The 17,300-nt window shown below is 62.5% G+C and carries 13 protein-coding genes; 8 read left to right on the top strand and 5 right to left on the bottom strand.

The genetic code is table 11. From position 1 onward, the window contains the following. Positions 1 to 95 precede the first annotated feature (95 nt). From A3M3_RS0111455 to A3M3_RS0111465, 3 genes are all read left to right on the top strand, one after another. Positions 96 to 1,478 (top strand): nucleotide sugar dehydrogenase, encoded by a 1,383-nt coding sequence (locus A3M3_RS0111455; RefSeq protein ID WP_028266445.1) that lies wholly within the window; start codon positions 96 to 98, stop codon positions 1,476 to 1,478. Positions 1,479 to 1,507: 29 nt separating this feature from the next. Continuing rightward, positions 1,508 to 2,512: a dTDP-glucose 4,6-dehydratase gene (locus A3M3_RS24800; RefSeq protein ID WP_035741661.1), complete on the top strand. Its 1,005-nt coding sequence runs from the start codon at positions 1,508 to 1,510 to the stop codon at positions 2,510 to 2,512. A gap of 305 nt (positions 2,513 to 2,817) precedes the next feature. Further along, entirely contained in the window at positions 2,818 to 3,438 is a 621-nt protein-coding gene (locus tag A3M3_RS0111465; RefSeq protein WP_231497242.1) for a hypothetical protein, read from the top strand. 185 nt (positions 3,439 to 3,623) lie between these two features. Here the strand turns inward: A3M3_RS0111465 and A3M3_RS0111475 are convergent, their stop codons facing one another. Next, positions 3,624 to 4,799, bottom strand: a complete 1,176-nt coding sequence (locus A3M3_RS0111475; protein WP_231497243.1) for a chitinase — start codon at positions 4,797 to 4,799, stop codon at positions 3,624 to 3,626. Positions 4,800 to 5,316: 517 nt separating this feature from the next. On the opposite strand from A3M3_RS0111475, the gene A3M3_RS0111480 reads away from it, so the two are divergent. After that, on the top strand, positions 5,317 to 6,726 hold the full coding sequence (locus A3M3_RS0111480) for a polysaccharide deacetylase family protein (protein WP_028266448.1): 1,410 nt from the start codon (positions 5,317 to 5,319) through the stop codon (positions 6,724 to 6,726). Next, positions 6,723 to 8,096, top strand: a complete 1,374-nt coding sequence (locus A3M3_RS0111485; RefSeq protein WP_028266449.1) for a glycosyltransferase family 2 protein — start codon at positions 6,723 to 6,725, stop codon at positions 8,094 to 8,096. The genes A3M3_RS0111480 and A3M3_RS0111485 overlap by 4 nt, the downstream gene beginning before the upstream one ends. A 129-nt stretch (positions 8,097 to 8,225) precedes the next feature. Here A3M3_RS0111485 and A3M3_RS0111490 read toward each other — a convergent pair whose 3' ends face one another. Then, positions 8,226 to 9,296: a hypothetical protein gene (locus A3M3_RS0111490; RefSeq protein ID WP_028266450.1), complete on the bottom strand. Its 1,071-nt coding sequence runs from the start codon at positions 9,294 to 9,296 to the stop codon at positions 8,226 to 8,228. Positions 9,297 to 9,726: 430 nt separating this feature from the next. On the opposite strand from A3M3_RS0111490, the gene A3M3_RS0111500 reads away from it, so the two are divergent. The 3 genes from A3M3_RS0111500 (at position 9,727) to sufU (ending at position 14,370) form a co-directional block, all read left to right on the top strand. Beyond that, a complete protein-coding gene (locus A3M3_RS0111500) occupies positions 9,727 to 12,387 on the top strand; it encodes a LuxR C-terminal-related transcriptional regulator (protein ID WP_028266451.1) in 2,661 nt (886 codons plus the stop codon). Positions 12,388 to 12,541: 154 nt separating this feature from the next. Then, positions 12,542 to 13,876 carry a cysteine desulfurase gene (locus A3M3_RS0111505; protein WP_028266452.1) on the top strand — a complete coding sequence of 445 codons (1,335 nt, stop codon included), beginning with the start codon at positions 12,542 to 12,544 and terminating at the stop codon, positions 13,874 to 13,876. After that, positions 13,873 to 14,370 (top strand): Fe-S cluster assembly sulfur transfer protein SufU, encoded by a 498-nt coding sequence (gene sufU / locus A3M3_RS0111510; protein ID WP_028266453.1) that lies wholly within the window; start codon positions 13,873 to 13,875, stop codon positions 14,368 to 14,370. The genes A3M3_RS0111505 and sufU overlap by 4 nt, the downstream gene beginning before the upstream one ends. Before the next feature lie 556 nt (positions 14,371 to 14,926). Here the strand turns inward: sufU and nhaA are convergent. The 3 genes from nhaA to A3M3_RS0111530 all read right to left on the bottom strand — a co-directional run bounded on the left by nhaA (position 14,927) and on the right by A3M3_RS0111530 (position 17,150). Beyond that, the gene (gene nhaA, locus A3M3_RS0111520; protein WP_028266455.1) at positions 14,927 to 16,231 is read right to left on the bottom strand and encodes a Na+/H+ antiporter NhaA; all 1,305 of its coding nucleotides are present in this window, start codon (positions 16,229 to 16,231) and stop codon (positions 14,927 to 14,929) included. Between the two features lie 198 nt (positions 16,232 to 16,429). Next, complete coding sequence (locus A3M3_RS0111525; protein WP_028266456.1) at positions 16,430 to 16,651, bottom strand: SCO4848 family membrane protein; 222 nt, start codon at positions 16,649 to 16,651, stop codon at positions 16,430 to 16,432. Position 16,652: 1 nt separating this feature from the next. Continuing rightward, complete coding sequence (locus A3M3_RS0111530) at positions 16,653 to 17,150, bottom strand: DUF2505 domain-containing protein (protein ID WP_028266457.1); 498 nt, start codon at positions 17,148 to 17,150, stop codon at positions 16,653 to 16,655. Positions 17,151 to 17,300: the final 150 nt, after the last annotated feature.

Consider the following 17,300-nt stretch of genomic DNA (forward strand, 5'->3'; position numbering starts at 1 on the left):
CGCGGACACGCGCCCTCTGAGACCAGGGCACAACCCGTTTCGTCGCCGGCTTTTTTTCACACTGGAGACAACAGGCACCGGGAGGTCGACTGACCATGGCACCGAACACGAAGGTAAAGACCCTCAAGACAGAGCTCAACGGAAGCTCACAGTCCTTGCACGCGCCTGCACCGGCATGGCCGGAGGGCACGGCAGCAAGGACCACCACGCAAGACCAGGCATTCAGCTTCGACGTGGCAATCGTGGGCATGGGCTATGTGGGCCTGCCAACCGCCCTGGCAATCAACGCCTCGGGCCGGCGGGTGCTGGGCCTGGATGTGTCCGACGGCCGGCTCGCGGTGATCCGCGAGCAGCGGGCAGACCTTCTGGACTCCGACAAAGAGCGCCTCAGCAACGCACTGCTGGACCCTACGTTCATGCTGAGCAGCGATTTGTCGTTGCTTGCCCGTGCGGCGGCAGTGGTTGTTTGCGTTCCCACCCCGGTCGACGAGTATTTGGTCCCGGACCTCGGTATTCTTCGAGCGGCCTGCGCCTCCGTGGTCGATTTTGCCACCGCCGGCCAACTTCTGATGCTTACCTCTACGACGTATGTGGGATCCACCCGGGACCTTCTGGCCTTGCCCCTGGCTGCCAAAGGGCTCATCCCGGGCCGCGACGTTTTCGTCGCATTTTCGCCGGAGCGCATCAACCCTGGCGTTGACTCGTTCTCGCACGAAGATGTGCCCCGGGTCGTCGGCGGCGTAACCCCGGCTTGCGGGGAAGCGGCCGAACGCCTTCTGAGCGCGAGCACCAAGCTGGTACACGTCGTCCCGTCGGCCGACGTCGCTGAAATGACCAAGCTCGTGGAGAACACCTTCCGGGCCGTCAATATCGCCTTGGCGAACGAGTTCGCTGATATCTGCCACGAACTCAACATGGAGGTCATGGACGTCATCGATGCGGCTTCCACCAAACCCTACGGATTCATGCCGTTTACCCCTGGGCCCGGAGTCGGCGGACACTGCATCCCCTGCGACCCCCATTACTTGTTGTGGCAATTGCGGAAGGCCCGCCTCACTGCGCCGGTGATCGAGCAAGCGATGGCCGGGATTGCCGGCAGGCCCCACCAAGTGGTGGAAAAGGCCCGGCGGATCCTGTCGGACCGCAACCACGGTGTTTCCGGCGCCCGGGTCATGGTTCTTGGGGTCGCATACAAGCCCGACGTCGAAGACCTTCGGGAATCCCCGGCGTTGGAGATCATCGCAGCCTTGATCGCCGACGGGGCCGAAGTGGCATACTCCGATCCTTGGTGCCAGACGGCGCCCGACGGGCACGGAGGGGAACTCCGCTCGGAGTCGTCGCCGGCTGAGTGGGGTGCAGATCTGGTGATCCTGCACACGAGGCACAGCCAAATGGACCTTGACTGGCTGGCCGGAGCAGCAGCAGTCCTTGATACGACGTACCGCTTGCCCAAAGCCGACAACGTAACCCGGCTCTAGATCCATTAGGTTTCGAGGAAGCAGGAGTAATGAAAACAGCAATTACCGGCGGTGCCGGATTCATAGGAAGCCACCTTGTTGAGCATCTGCTGGCGGCCGGAGACGAAGTCGCAGTCCTGGACAACTTGTCGACGGGACGCCTGGAGAATCTCAAAGGCGTCATCGGCCACCGGGAGTTCCACTTCGTCGAGGGCACCATCCTCGACCGGGACGCCGTGGACAAGGTGGTGGCCGGTGCCGATAGGGTCTTCCATTTGGCTGCCGCCGTAGGCGTGAACCTGATTGTGGACCACCCGCTGGAGAGCCTACGCACGAATATCCATGGCACCGAAGTGGTTCTGGACTCGGTGCTGGAGTCGGGAGCCTCGCTGTTGTTGGCATCCACCAGCGAGATCTATGGCAAAAACGCCTCGGACAGCCTCTCGGAGGAAGCCGACCGCATCTTGGGATCCGCGCTCAAGTCCAGGTGGACATATGCGGCGGCCAAGGGCATCGATGAAGCATTTGCTCACGCGTACTGGCGCCAGTTCGGACTCCCGGTTGCCATTGTGCGGCTCTTCAACACGGTGGGGCCGCGGCAGACAGGCCGCTACGGAATGGTTGTTCCGCGACTCGTGCGCCAAGCGCTCCTCGGTGAGCCCCTGACGGTGTACGGCGACGGCAAGCAGACCAGATGCTTCTCCTACGTCGGTGACATCGTTCCGGCCATCACCCGCATTTCCGAGGAACCACTCGCCTACGGGAACGCGTACAACCTCGGTGGCAGCTACGAGATATCCATCCTGACGCTCGCCGAACGGATCGTTGAACTCCTCGGAAGTAACAGCCCCATTTCGCTGGTTCCCTATGAGCAGGCCTACTCGGAAGGGTACGAGGACATGCGGCGGCGCGTTCCGGACAACAGCAAGTCGTTCGGCCTTGTCGGCTTCGACCCGAAGACCACCCTGGATGAAATCATCCTCAACGTCGCAGCCGACTACAAACCGGTGAAAGTCCTGGATCCCGCGGGTTGGAAAATCACCATGGCTTCTTGATTCCCCCAGGGCTGACGGTGGTAGCTGGTCCAGGAGGAAACAGTGGGTGGCCGGTCTCCGGCGATGTGCGGGGATCGACCGCCCACGGCCACGTACACTGCGAACAAGCACCTGGTTAAGTCTCAAGGGAGTGAATGGTGAATACAGCGACGTCCGCCGTCAAGCGTCGGAAACGCGTATCTGTTGGTGTCGCATTTTGTCTCGCCCTGCTCACGGCAGCCTGTACGGGGCCCGGGCCGGGGCCTGGACCCACTCCGAGTCAAGGAACCACGGCCGCAAGGCAATACCCCTGGCACACCGGGATCGTGTCCACGACCTTTTGGGTCGGTGAGATCTTTGATCCCAACGCAGCAGACGGCAGCCAGGTCATGTCCACTTACGATTCCCAATGGATGCAGAGCTATGGAGGCTGCGACGGCGTTAACACGAATGGCTGCCAAACCGAGGCGCGAACGCAAGCCAAGGGATATGCGCCGACCGCCATGACCCCAAAGCAGAACCCGTTCTATCTGGATCTTCCCTTCGACGACGTCAACGATGCCACTGCGTTCGCCGAACGCGCCAGCGTCATCCCCTGGGCCAACGACCCCGGATTCGCGGGCAACGCCCAAAACCGTTCATTCAGCTACATGAAGAACCAGTGGGTCAGAATCCGCAAGGACGGCCGTGAATGCTACGGACAGATCGAAGACGCCGGCCCCGGCCAGTACCACGACAAGGACTACGTCTTCGGCTCCAACGATGCCCGCCCGGTGAACAAGAATTTCAACGGCGCCGGCATGGATGTCTCGCCCGCGCTCAACGGCTGCCTCGGTTTTTCCGAGCTTGATGGAGAGTCGGACAAGGTCGACTGGCAGTTCGTGGCACGCGACCAGGTTCCTGCCGGGCCGTGGTTGAACATCGTCACGGTCAGCCAAGTGCAGTAGGCCCCCGGTGCCTGGCCAGCCGTATCCGGTGCAAGCAATCCCTCGAAAACTGGAGGTATCCATGCTGTGGTTCAAGAAGCTGTTTAGGCGCGGCAGCGGCCGGCACCTTGCCCGTCCGGCCGAAGCCAAGAACCGGGATAGAACGGATCGTCCGGGCCTGGCATGATCCCGTCCTGGGGGCGGACTCAGGGCAGCTTGCCCTGGAATCCCGCACCCAACAGGTCCGAGAAGCGCTGCGTCCCTTGGTCGATGCCGCTGCAAACGTGGCTGGCCGGACCTTCCGGAGCGTTCTGCGGGCACTGCATGTCCCGATTCAACGACCACATGGACACTCGTTCCACGCCGTTGCTGACGGCGAACGCGTTCAGCCCGCGTGCTGCATCCAGATCGAACACTTCGCCGGGGAGGTCGTTCAAGCCGATCATGGGGGTCAAGCCCATCTTCCTCCAAATCTGCTCGCTGCTGAGGTCCATGCCCGCTCGTTGATAGATGATGCTGAGTTGCTCGTGGGTGGCCTGCGCTGCTGAGGTTCCGGCATCGAGCATGGTCTGGGAGTCCCTCCGGCTCGAACCGTAGTTCATCGTCATGATGTTGACGCCGGACAACTGGACCCCAGCGGCGAGCATCTGGTCGACGGCGGAGGTTCCGGCGTCGGTCAATCCTTGAGGGGTGACAGGGAGAGTCAGCCACACGGAGAGGGCTTGTCCTTCCTTGCTGCGTTCCTTCTGGAGGGCCCCGACAGCTGCTGCACGGCGCTGCCACGCGGCGCTGTCCAGGAGATTGTCGCCTTCAATATCAAAGTCGATGGTTCCGGGGTTGTAACGCCGCAGTACGGCCCCGTAGGCGGTTTCCAGATCCGCCGCACTCTGGCAGGAGTTGGCAAGCTCACTGTTCACCGAGCCCCCGAAGGACACTGCGAACGCCCCGCCGTTTGACCGAAGCTTGGCGATCCGTTCCTCGAGGTTGAGCGAAGTCTTCGCAGCATCAAGGCTGTAAGTACTGCCCCAACTGGGCGTGCAGGGCTGTCCAGCCAATGCCACGACAAACGCCAACGTGACATTCCTCGTGCCGTCTCCGGTGGGCGCCTCAAAGGGGTATTGCGGCACCACGGTGACATCAACGTATCCGGAAAACCAAGCTGGCTGGAGCGAGCCGTTTGCGTCGGTCGTCACCCGCCACACGAGAAGACCTCCGATCCCCGCCACCACCAGGGCGACGGCGATCCACGCCCTGGCGCGGGTTGACAGCGGGCGGCGTCTGTCGGAGCGATGTCCATCGGCTTCGGCGAACGGGCCACGGACGCCCCGTGCGGTGCCTGCTTCAGCCGCAACCGGGGTGTCATTTCCCTGTTTCTTGGACACGCTCCTCCGCCATCCCTAGACTCCGAATGTCCTAATGCACCATTTCACCACGAACAGACTTGATTCGCGCTGACTGCGCCCCGGGGCCGTATTCCGCTTGCGTTGGTGCGTAGCGTACGAGTAGTGGCGCGGTCCTGGGGGCCAATGTTGCGCGAAAGACGGGTAGAGCCTACTCGTGTCCGCCGAGGCTTGACTTCATACGCTGATGAGGTCAGTTGGTTGAGGGCAACGGGGGAAAGACAGGTCTCACAATGGAAACGGACGCTCTGGTCCGAGCGGCATCTGGACGAAGCGGATTGATCCTGGGAGGCGCCTGGCTTGAGTTCGAGTCCGTTCTGGGGGGGCTCCGTGCTGTTCCTCGCCAAAATCCATCGCCAATTGACAGTGTTGCCTTATGGCAGCACGCCCTCGCAGGGAGGGCCCCTGAACGGGGGCCGGTGGTGAATAAGCCTTTGAGACCGAGGCTTCCCCCAGTCGCCACCGGCCCCTTCAGGAATCTGCCGAACGAGGGTCTGCGATGAGTTCCGAAGGGAAGGACCGCGCATCCGGCCCGGTCCGCACTTCCAGGAAACGGGCGGGCTTCTGGGCGGTCTCATGGGTGGCGGTGCTGCTCCTGTTAACGGGTACTGCCCCGCTGATCAATGGAAGCCGTGCTCCCGTAGATGGGGCCGGGAACGGTAGCCCCACGCCTTCCGCGCCGCTGTCCTCTGTCAGCCTCACGTTCGATGCCGGCAGGTCAAGCCAGATGGAAGCAGCCCGGATCTTGAAGGACCACGGCCTCCGCGGCACCTTTTTCATCGACTCGGGCTTTGTTGGTGCTCCTGGCTATATGACCATGGACAACCTACACAGCCTGGCGGCGGACCAGAATGAGATCGGTGGTCATACCGTCACGCTTGCCGATGTGACCTCGGTAGAGCCTGACGAAGCGTCACGGCAGATCTGCGACGATCGGGTGAACCTGACGGATTGGGGCTTTAAGGTCACGTCCTTCGCCTACCCGTTCGCGGCCTCATCGGCTCCGGCGGAAAGAATCGTCGCTGGATGCGGCTACAACAGCGCCCGGGGTCTCGGCGAAATCCACACGCCCCTTGACTGTGCGGGCTGCGTTGCCGCAGAAAGCGTCCGGCCCGCAGACCTTTTCCGAACACGGGCAGCATCAGAGGTCGGCAGCGCTTGGACCTTGGCAAACCTTGAGGCGACGGTAGAGCAAGCGGAAAAAGCCGGAGGCTGGTTGCAGCTGGCCTTCTACGACATAGATGACAGCGGCAGTCCCCGCTCCGTCAGCCCGGCCTTGTTCGAACAATTCGCCACCTGGCTGGCAGCGACGACCGGAACAGGGACAATGGCCGTGCGCACGGTACATGAGGTGATCGGTGGCGTGGCGCAAGCGGTGGTGAACGGGCCGGTACCTGCACCGGCGGCACCGGGCAAAAACGCCATTCGGAATCCTGGACTGGAAACCATCGGTAAGTATGGCTTGCCCCAATGCTGGCAGGTTTCGTCTTACGGCAAGAATGCCGCCGTGCTCAGCACCTTGACTCCGGGGCACAGCGGTGAGGTGGCCCGACGCCTGGACGTGACGGAATATGCGTCCGGTGACGCGAAATTGCTTCCCGTCCTCGATCTTGGAGCATGCGCCCCGAGCGTGAGTGCCGGCCATAGCTATTCACTTCGTGCGTGGTATCAGTCCACCGCGAAGACCCAATTTGAAGTGTATTACCGGAACAAGCTCGGTACGTGGACCTACTGGACGGCCAGTCCGTGGTTTGCAGCAAACACCAGCTACGAACAAGCGATCTGGCAGACCCCGCCGGTTCCTGCCGGCGCTGAGGCAATCAGCTTTGGCTTGAACCTCTTCAGCGATGGCCAGCTTGCTACCGATGATTACGAGATGTACGACACAATTGGAGCTCCGTCGCCGTGATACTTCTTTCAATCTTTTTGGTTCTGGGGATCAGCACGATTTTTTGGTCGGTGGCCGGGCTTGTCCGCTTGGTGGGGGAGCGGTGGTGGCGCGTCCGGGAATTGTCCAGGCGGGCCCGCGACCGGATCTATCTGCAGTTTGGCGGCAAGGCGCCGATCCCACGACGGGCACGCCACCGTTCAAAAGGAGCACGGATCTATCCTTCGAACGTCGCGGTCCTCGTGGCTGCCCACAATGAGGCCCTCGTCATCAAGGAAACAATCCTTGCCGCGTCAGCTTTGGTTCCGCGACGCAACATCCACGTCATATCGGACATGTCCACTGACGACACCGCCGCCATCGCGCGGGCAGCCGGGGTAAAAGTCCTCGAGCTCGAACCGAATCGCGGTAAAGCGGGTGCGCTCGCGGCAGGCATCGCCCATTTTGATCTGTGCAAGCGGTTCAAGGTGGTCATGCTCTTGGACGCCGACACCCGCCCGTCTCCGGACTACCTCGAAACCGGCCTGCCGCTGTTTTCCGATCCCACGGTGGTCGCCGTCGCGGGACGCGCCAAGTCGATCATGAGCCCCGCACCCCCAACGGCGATGGGCCGCTTCCTGGTGGCTTACCGGGAGCGTTTGTACATCGTGGTTCAATTGCTGCTCAAATACGGCCAAGCATCCCGCGGCGCGAATGTCGTCTCGATCGTTCCGGGATTCGCCAGCATGTACAGAACCAGCGCGCTCGCAAAGATCGAGGTCTTGGCGCCCGGCCTGGTGATCGAAGACTTCAACATGACGTTCGAAATCCACGCGAAGAAGCTGGGGCGAATTGCGTTCCATCCAGGGGCAGCTGTCGCCTATACGCAGGATCCGGACAATCTGAAGGACTACATCAAGCAGGTGCGTCGTTGGATCCTTGGCTTCTGGCAGACCGTCAGGCGGCACGGCCTGCAATTCAGCAAGTTCTGGTTTGTCCTGGGCCTTTACATCGTTGAGCTCGTTGCAAGCTGCATCTTCTTTGTGCTGTTGGTGCCCGCGTTCCTCCTGTCGTCCGTCGCCGCCGTCGAGGTGTGGATCTTTGGGAATCGATCGGACGTCTTTGTCTTCCTCTCCGGCGTCCTGCGGCCGCAGGACGTCCTGATCGGAGTCTTCCTGCCGGACCTTGTCTTGACAGTGCTTGCCGCTGTTTCGATGCGCAGCGCGCGCTTCTTGTTGCTGGCTCCCTTGTTTCCGTTCATGCGGATCCTGGACGCCGTCATCTGCCTCCAAGTACTGCCTAAGGCATATTCGTCGCGCTCGTCGGGGGTTTGGGTCAGCCCGGTTCGGAGGGTTCAACGCACCCCTCAGGGGATCAACGTACCCGAACGGTCCGTCGTGAGGACCGGCTAGGGGTTCAGGCTGTCCGGACAACCGGCCCGGGCACACGGACGCCCATGCCCGCAGCCTGTGATGGCCGGGACATGGGCGTCGGTGTAGCTCCCGGGGAATGACCCTCAGGTCAAAGGAACGCGCGTGGTGTTAGTTGGTCACTCCCGAAGTGGTGACAACAGTGAGCCACGGACCGGCCGGCACGCTGGCACGGTCAACGAAACGCCACGACACGTGGTCGTTGTCGCCATTCAACTCGGCGAAACCGAGGCAGCCGTTCAGTGCCGGGGAGACATCCATGCCGGCGCCTTGGCTCGGGTCGCCGGAGAATTGCTTGTTGACGGGACGGGCGTTGTTCGCCCCGAAGACGTAGGCGGAGTCGTGGTAGAGGGAACCGCTGGAGGGGCCCGCATCTTCAACCTGTCCGTAGCAGACGCCGCCGTTGGGGCCCGTGATCTGGACCCAAGCGTTCTTCATGTAGCTGTAGTTCGAGTCCGCGCAATGGTTGACGCCTGTCTTGGCGTTGTCTGCGGCGGCCCACGGGATCACTTTGCAACGCTCTGCGAAAGCGACGCTGTCATTGACATCGTCGTAGGGCAGATCCAGGTAGAACGGGTTTTGCAACGGCTTGGGCTGGTGCAACGGGAAGTACCCGTTGCTGGCGACCCGCTGTTCGGTGGCGCACTTGAAACTCGTGCCGGTTCCGGAACTCACGCCATCGCAACCACCGTAGGGGCTACCCGGGCAGCCACTCGCCCCGGCAGGGGTGGTTCCGAGGTTGACTCCGGTGTGCTGGAGGGCCCACTGGCCGTTGAAAGTGGAGCAGACTTGCGAACCATCCGAGAGGTTTGCATTGAAGATTTCGCCGACCCAGAAAGTGGTGCTCACGATGTTGGTGTGCAGCGGGTAGGTTCCCGTGGCCGGCGCGGGAGCGGGTGCCGCGACGGGCGTAGTGGGGGCTGCGGTGGCGGGTGCGGGTGCCGGCGCGGCTACGGCGGGCGGGCTTGAGGGCGTCGCAACCGGAACCTTGCTCGACGTGGACGTCGGCGTCGGCGTCGAAGTGCGCGTGGAGGAGGGGGAAGCCGAAGGACTGGGGCGCGCTGAAGTCCGGTCGCCTGCCTGGTAGGAGGACTTGTGTGACGACTGGACGGCGGAGATGGTAGCTAGCCCGCCGAAGGCCAGAAGCGCCACGGCTATGAGTGCGGTGAACAGGTGTTTCATATTTTGGGTGACATATCTGTTGGGGACATAGACATACGAGACCTAGGCAATGAAAAGCGCTATCTGCAGGCAAAAATGCCGCAGCGTCATACACGGCCAAATGGTGTGTGCACGACAGAGTCGTTACGGAAATCGGCTGCGCTTCAACTCCCCAGAAGTAGCCAGCCGGAACTTACTCTTGCGGGACCAGCATACACAGTCAGATCACAGGACGGTAACAGCGGCTATAAATCCGGGGTCGTGCCGTCGCCGCCGGACCCCTCCCAGGCGCTCCGTGGAGCGCGGATGCCTGGTGCAAGTAGCCCGGGAAAACCAAGTAGTTACCACTCAATCCAGGACAGAAACCCGCAGGTAACGTTTGGAAAAGACACCGGTCCATGCCGCGGCCGTCAGGAACACGTGTCCGGCGGCCCAAAGATGAGACAGGACCATGGACGATACTGAAGGGACCCACACCTCGCCCCCGATCATTCGGGCAGCCGAGCTTCAAGAGATTGTTATTGCTTTGTCAGGGCCGGAACCAGCCGGGATAGTCATTTCAGGTCCGGGCGGCTCGGGCATGACCACCCTCTTGGACGCCGCCGCTTCGGTTCTGCGCGGGTCCTTCAGCGTGATCGCCCACAACGTCTCCGAGTCTTTCGCGGAGATTCCGTGTGGAATCGCCATGGCCCTGGTTCCGGACCTCCCAGCCCGGTCCAAGGTGTGGCCGGGTTCCATCGTTGCGGCTTGCCGCAAGGCAGTGCGGGGCGCCGCGACTCCGGGGACCTCGGCGTTGCTGGTTCTGGACAACATCGACTTCCTGGACGACATGTCGTTGTGGCTTCTGAACCAGCTGCTTGTTGAACCGGACATCCGCATGATTGCCACCCACCGCTCAGACCGGCCCTTGCGAATGGAGCTGATGGAGTCGGTGGTTTCGCGGCAGCTGTCGGTCGTGACATTGGACGATCTCACGCAAGAGCAGCTTCGTGAATTCCTTGAAGACCGACTCAGCGGACGCGTGGCGCACAGCATGGTCCGTGATATCCATGCCCTGACGGGAGGAAACCTGCAGACCGCGAAGTTGCTTCTGGATGAAGCCGCGGCGCGTGGAGAGATCGTGGAGCAGGCTGATTCCTGGATGCTGTCCGGACCGATCCGCTCGGACGGTTCCCAGGTGTTCGAGCTGACGCGGCACCGCCTTGAGGGATATTCCGTGCCGCAGCGGCAGGTTGTCGACCTGCTGGCCGTGGGGGAGCCGATACCACTGGCCGTCCTTGAACAGCTGGCCCAGAAGCGTTCCGTCGATGCGCTTCGGGGCGACGGAACGATCCGTGTTCAGCTCAACAACCAGGAGGCAGCATCGCTCAGCCACGCCATCGAGGGCAGGCTGGCCCGGCAGCAGCTGGGACCTGCCAGGATCCTTGAACTTCGGAGGGACATCCACCAGGCGTCCGAACCGGTTGCCGATGACTCCCTGTGGGCGTTGTTCCGCCGCGTGGACCTCGAACAGGCAAGCGGTTTGCCCGTCTCCGACGCGGACCTTCTGGCCGTGGCCATCGCCGCGAACGACATTCATGACAATCGGAGGGCGCGCCGGTCTGCGGAAGCGGTGCGGGCGCCGGGATTAGCACTGCTTGCAGGAGTGGAGCTGGCGCGGGCCCTTTATCAAACGAGAGATTATTCCGGGGCTGTGACAGTCCTGAAAGGTTTGGTGGCAAACACCCAGGACGTCCTGACGGTGGACTTCGCCCACGCCGTATGGATGCTGCTGCACGCACTTCTGCCAACATCTCCCGGATCGAATGTGCTGCAGGCTGCGCTTGAGGACGCACGACGGCGGGTGGAGACTGCCGCCGTCGGGATCCAGCCGGGCGATCCGGCGTTTCTTGAGCTATCGGCTGTCCGGGACGAGCTGGAGGTTCTCCAGCTGTATCTCGATGCCCAGAACGGTAGCTGGCCGTCATCCGGCGGCGAGCTTTTCCAAAGGCTTTGCCACAGCCAATTGATCGACCCGGGACTGCGTTCGGAGCGCCATCCACCACCTCCCACCCAGGCCGGCGTGCTCCTGATGGCGCTCGTCTCCCAAGGGCTGGCTGTCAGCGGGCGGTTCGCCGACGCCGTCGCCCTTTCCACTCTGGCACTGGAAGCCCTGGGGCGGTTGCCCCGGTGCCCCGTGGACTTCCATTCCACTGTGTTGACCATCCACGGGTCGAATTTGATCTGGCGCGGTCAATGGGGCGGTTCCGAGATGTTCTGCGCCGGCAGTTCCAGCTACAGCAACCGGACGAGCTATTTCGGCGGGGCGGCCCACCTCTACAGGGCGCTTGTGCTTGCCAGGCAGGGCAGCCTGGAACTGGCTTGTGAGCAATTCCGCCAAGCCAGGGCCCGGCTGGACGAAGCTGACCCGGAGGGGCTTCTGCCACCGGCCCTTGGGGGACTTGCCGCAGCCGCGTGGTTGCTGGGCGATGTCGGCCAGGTGCGTCGCGCCCTCGCGGCCTACGATTCGCGCCGCAGCGGCGGGAACTATCTGGCCTCGCAGCTGGGCGAAAGCTATTCATCCGCAGCGCGTTCAGTGCTGATCGGGGCAGAACATTCACACCGGAAGCTTCTTCAACTCGCGGGTTCCGCCGCCAAGAAAGGGCATCGGGCGCTCGAAATGCTGAACCTCGGCCTGGCCGCCCGTACCGGTAGCCGTGGCTACCGGCGCCCGGGAGCCGGGGTATCGGAGGTGGTGTGGAGCGTCGAGTCCGGCATGCCATCGGGACAGGAAACGGGGCAGGAAATGGGAACAGGACAGCCACGCACAGGTGAGCCTCAGCAAGAATGGGCGTTCGGGCAGGAAGAGGGGTTTGAACATGACGAAGCCCACCCGGAAAGTCCGGAGACCGGATCCTCCGTTCTTCCCGGGATTGTCAAGCTCTCCCAGCGCGAACGCGAAGTGACTGCCTTGGTCGCTTCCGGGCTGAGCAGCGCGGAAGTGGCCGCGAGGTTAGGCATCGCCGTCAACACGGTCAACGCCCACCTCCAGCGGGTTTACGGCAAGCTCGGAGTGTCGCGCAGGCAGAAGCTCTCCGAGCTGTGGGACGAGTTGGCGAAGCCGGAGGAGTAGTGCCGTAGTACCGCGGATGGCGGCCGCGAAGCCAATTGGTGGGACAATTACTAGGTGACGCCGCCACATCTGGCGGTCAGCCGCTCGTGACTGCCACGTAGTCCTAAAAACACGTAGTCCTAACAACACGTATTCCTAACAAGGAGCTCCGGTTTTGACAATGGTTTCCACCCCCGCGTGGGGAGATGCCCAGGCTTCCGCACTCGATGACGACGAAGTCCATCGCATCCGCAACGATTTCCCTGTCCTTGAGCAGGAAATCAACGGCAAGCCTTTGGTCTATCTGGATTCTGGTGCCACCTCCCAGAACCCTCGAAGCGTTTTGGAGGCCGAGCAGGAGTTCTATGAGCAGCGCAACTCCGCGGTGCATCGCGGCGCGCATTCTCTTGCCGTAGAGGCCACGGATGCCTTCGAAGACGCACGTGCCACCGTGGCACGTTTCGTGGGAGTGCAGGATGACGAGCTGGTCTGGACCGCCAATGCCACTGCCGGGTTGAACCTCCTGGCATATTCGTTCTCGAACGCCAGTGTGGGCCGGCCAGTCGCGGGCGCCGAGCGTTTTGCCTTGAAGCCGGGCGATGAAGTGCTCGTCACCGAAATGGAACACCACGCCAACTTGATCCCATGGCAGGAACTGTGCCGGCGGACCGGCGCCACCCTCAAATTCATTCCCGTTGACGACGCCGGTGCGCTGCGGCTTGAGGAAGCAGCGCGCCTGGTGACCGCACGCACCAAAGTCCTGGCCTTCACTCACACCTCCAACGTGCTCGGCAACATCAACCCCGTAGGCTTGTTGGTAGGGATGGCCCGGGAAGTGGGCGCCTTGGTAGTCTTGGACGCCTGCCAGTCCGCGCCGCACCTGCCCTTGGACTTCAAGGCCTTGGACGTGGACTTCGCCGTATTTTCCGGCCATAAGATGCTGGGGCCCACGGGAATCGGCGCGGTCTATGGCCGTAGCGAACTGCTCAACGCCATGCCGCCCTTCCTGACCGGTGGTTCCATGATCACCACGGTGACCATGGAACAAGCCCAATACCTGCCCGCACCGCAGCGCTTCGAGGCCGGCACGCAGCCGATTTCGCAGGCTGTGGCCCTCTCGGCCGCGGCAAACTATCTCAGCGAAACAGGAATGCACCGGATTGCCCTTCGTGAGGCCGAGCTTGGCCAAAGGCTCGTCGCGGGCCTCAGCGCCATCGATGGCGTGCGCGTGCTGGGCCCCGGCCCAGGGGAAGAACGGACCGGGCTTGCCGCATTCGACGTCGCCGGAGTGCACGCTCACGACGTCGGGCAGTATCTCGACAACCTTGGCATCGCTGTCCGGGTGGGTCACCATTGTGCCCAACCCCTGCACCGCAGATTGGGCCTGACCGCCTCCACGAGGGCCAGTACCTACCTCTACACCACGTCCGATGAAGTCGACTTCCTGGTGGAGTCCGTTGCCAAGGTGAGGCCCTATTTCGGGGTTACGGCTTCGGGAGCCACAGCATGAGCGGCTTGGACTCCTTGTACCAACAGCTGATCCTGGAGCACTCCAAAGCCCGCAGCGGCCGAGACTTGGCTGATCTTCCTGCCGTTGAAACGGGCACGGCGGGCATGGGTCAGAGCCACCAGCTCAATCCGGTCTGCGGGGACGAAATCACCCTGCGGCTCAACGTCGGCACTGGCGGAGACGGACCGACGGTCACTGAAATCCATTGGGATGGTGATGGTTGTGCCATTTCCATGGCGTCCGCATCGATACTTAGTGAAATGGCCCCCGGAATGTCCGTGGCGTACCTCCGCCGGACGATCGATCACTTCCGCGAACTGATGCGTTCGCGCGGCAAGATGGACGCGGATGAGGAACTCCTCCAGGACGCTGCTGCCCTGGCAGGGGTGGCGAAGTACCCTGCCCGGGTAAAGTGCGCAATGCTCGCTTGGGTGGCTGCCGAGGACGCGCTCCGTCAAGCCGAGTCCGGCTACGAAGTGATCCGGGCTCTCTAATTCGGCGGCCCCCTGAGACGAGTAGCGTTTACTCTATTTAAACCCCGCCGCCGGATTTAGCCTTAAGCATGATTACCTTGGAGAGCAGGCGGGAATGGCGCCAGAGTCAGCATCGGGTGCGCCGGGCGGAATTTGTGATTGTGGGAATGCTGATTGCCCTTGTTGCAGTAACAATACTTGCCGCTGTTGCTGGACTGATGCGCTGAAGGCGTGAAGCTGGAACCGAGCCATTGAAAAACGGCTGGGACAAAGAAAAGCTCGGACCCGGGAAAGCGGTCCGAGCTTCTTTGTACCGTTGGCTTAGTCATCGCATAGGTATTGCTGCGATGAGCACCGAAATCGACATGAGCCCGAGAATCGCCCAGACAAAGATTAGCGACCAATTCTTTGTCGGTGCTTTTCTGTGGCTCCCGTGCCACACCCGTTCCATACTATTCGCGTCCATATCAGCAAGGTATTCCTGCCGATACGGCCCAAACAGCGTGCCGACCACCCCAATTGCGCGTGGCCATTACTCCATGTGAATTGTCGGCTACTCGTATGAGTTACTAGTGCCTCAGGTGCGCGTAAAAACGTCAGGTACGCCATCGCCGTCGTCGTCCCTTTGCTCCTCCGTCGCAACGCGGCGGTAGTGCCGGTTGCGGGACTTGAGCACGACGGCGGCAAGGACCGCGGCGGTCAGGGAACCGGCGAGGATGGCCAGTTTCGCGTGGTCATCATGCGGGGAAGCGGGGCCGAAGCCCAGCTCGGCGATCAGGAGGGAAACCGTGAAGCCGACGCCGGCAAGCATGGCCAACCCTGCGACGTCGATCCACGCGAGGCCGTCGTCCAGGCGGGCCCGGGTGGTCTTGGTGATGAGGAACGTGGTGCCGAACACTCCCATCGTTTTACCTGCCACCAGTGCAAACACGATGCCCAGGGCTACCGGATCGCCCAAGGCGGCGCCCAGCCCTTCCGTGCCGCCGATGGCCACCCCGGCGGAGAAGAAAGCGAAGACGGGCACGGCAAAGCCGGCAGACAAGGGGCGCAGCCGGTGTTCGAAGCTTTCGGCGAGTCCCGCCGCGGGCTCGCCCTTCTTGCCTGACGCCGCGACGGGTACGGCGAAGCCGAGCAGGACGCCGGCCACGGTGGCGTGGATTCCCGAAGCATGGACTAAGGCCCAGGTGGCCGCGGCCAAGGGGAGCAACAAGTACCAGCTGCGGATGCGCTTCTGCACGAGGAAGGCAAAGAGGGCAAATGGCACGGCGGCGGCCAGCAGCAAGAAGGGTTCGAGGCCGCTTGAGTAGAAGAAGGCGATGATGCCGATGGCAATAAGGTCATCGACCACGGCCAGTGTCAGCAGGAAGGTCCGCAACGCAGCAGGCAGATGCGTGTTGATGACAGCCAGGACGGCCAGGGCGAAGGCTATGTCCGTCGCCGTGGGGATGGCCCAACCCCTGAGCGTTTCCGCGCCTGATCCGAGGTTGAAGACGACGTAGATGAGCGCGGGAAGGGCCACGCCGCCCACTGCTGCCGCCACCGGGACGATCGCTTTTGCGGGTTTTCGCAACTCGCCGGCCACGAATTCGCGCTTCAGCTCCAGCCCGGCGATGAAGAAGAACAAAGCAAGGAGTCCGTCGGAGGCCCAGTGGCCCAAGGACAGTTCCAGGTGCCACGGAGCGTAGCCGATCTTCACATCGCGCAGCGCGAAGTAGCCTTCCGCGAGGGGAGAGTTGGCCCAGACGAGGGCGGCCACCGTGGCGGCGAGCAAGAGCGCGCCGCCGACGGTTTCGGTGCGCAGGATCGCAAGAATCCGTTGGTACTCAGGGAAGCTGGAGCGGCTGAAAACCCTGGTGGCAGCGGGGTGCGGGCGATTCGCCATGGGATTCCTCGGGGAGTTTTCGGGTTCGACAATACCGTTGCCGACCAGTCTTCCCGGCGCACCTGTGTTTCATTTTAGCGGAAGTTCCGTTTTAGCCGAACGGCACCTACCCCGCCGAGGCCCCCAACTAGCTCGCATTTGTTGTCATTATGAGCCGCCAAAACGACAACTAATGCGAGCTAGTTGGGCTGGGGGAGCTTAGGTGAGCAACCCCGCGATGCCGATGACCGCCGTCGCGAGTCCGAGCACCATGGAGATGGTGACCAGCACAACGTGGACCGTGAGGAACTTCGTGGCCTTTCCGTTGGCGTCGCGGGCACGGGAGTCTGCCATCACGCGGCGCAGGAACTGCGGCCACACGATCAGGGACCACGCCCCCGCGACGATCAGCACAACGTATAGGCCCGCTGCCAGCTTCACGCTAGTGGCTTTCGAGCCAGGCCTGGGCCTGCTGGGACTGGATGTTCAAGGCCTTGCCCACCATCGGCTCGGCCGCCTCGGCGATCTTTCCGCCGAGGAACGGAACCGACGACGTGACGGCACCGTCGAGCTCCACGCGGGTGTTGCCGCCGTCGACCACGAGGCGCTGCACCGCGGTGACATCAAGCGGGGCACCGGAGATCTTCAGGGAGATGTTGCTGGTCCGGGAGCCATCGGCCGTCGGGGCATCCCACTTCTCGGTCTGGGTGACAGTCAGCTTCTCGCCCACGAACTTGCGGGCGATCTCCGGGAGGCGCGTAGTGGGCAGAGTGCGGACCGTGACGGTGGTGAAAGCGCCGGAGGTATCGCCGTCGATCTGGAACGATTCCAAAGTGCCGCCGACATACTCGCTCGTGTGGCGCAGGAAGTCTTCGTCAATGAAAGTAGCCGCTACGCGCTCGACGTCGTAGGGCAGGGTGGTGGATGCGTTCAGGGCCATGGGTCCTCCGTGAATATCTCGGTTGAAAGCTCTTGCGGCTCCCAAACATCCTACGGTGTGGGCGGGGTAGGCTAGGAACGCCCCGGAATTCGAGAGAATTTCGGGTTTTCGTGTTGCCTTCCCCCATCCGACTTCCCTCTTCCGAGGAGT

It is taken from the genome of Arthrobacter sp. MA-N2 (assembly GCF_000517125.1).
In the GTDB taxonomy this organism is placed as follows: Bacteria; Actinomycetota; Actinomycetes; order Actinomycetales; family Micrococcaceae; genus Arthrobacter; species Arthrobacter methylotrophus.

Excerpts from the sequence above, each read along its gene's own strand:
- A3M3_RS0111455 (WP_028266445.1), top strand. The coding sequence starts at position 96 with ATGGCACCGAACACGAAGGTAAAGACCCTCAAGACAGAGCTCAACGGA.
- A3M3_RS24800 (WP_035741661.1), top strand. The coding sequence starts at position 1,508 with ATGAAAACAGCAATTACCGGCGGTGCCGGATTCATAGGAAGCCACCTT.
- A3M3_RS0111480 (WP_028266448.1), top strand. The coding sequence starts at position 5,317 with ATGAGTTCCGAAGGGAAGGACCGCGCATCCGGCCCGGTCCGCACTTCC.
- A3M3_RS0111490 (WP_028266450.1), bottom strand. The coding sequence starts at position 9,296 with ATGAAACACCTGTTCACCGCACTCATAGCCGTGGCGCTTCTGGCCTTC.
- A3M3_RS0111500 (WP_028266451.1), top strand. The coding sequence starts at position 9,727 with ATGGACGATACTGAAGGGACCCACACCTCGCCCCCGATCATTCGGGCA.
- sufU (WP_028266453.1), top strand. The coding sequence starts at position 13,873 with ATGAGCGGCTTGGACTCCTTGTACCAACAGCTGATCCTGGAGCACTCC.
- nhaA (WP_028266455.1), bottom strand. The coding sequence starts at position 16,231 with ATGGCGAATCGCCCGCACCCCGCTGCCACCAGGGTTTTCAGCCGCTCC.
- A3M3_RS0111530 (WP_028266457.1), bottom strand. The coding sequence starts at position 17,150 with ATGGCCCTGAACGCATCCACCACCCTGCCCTACGACGTCGAGCGCGTA.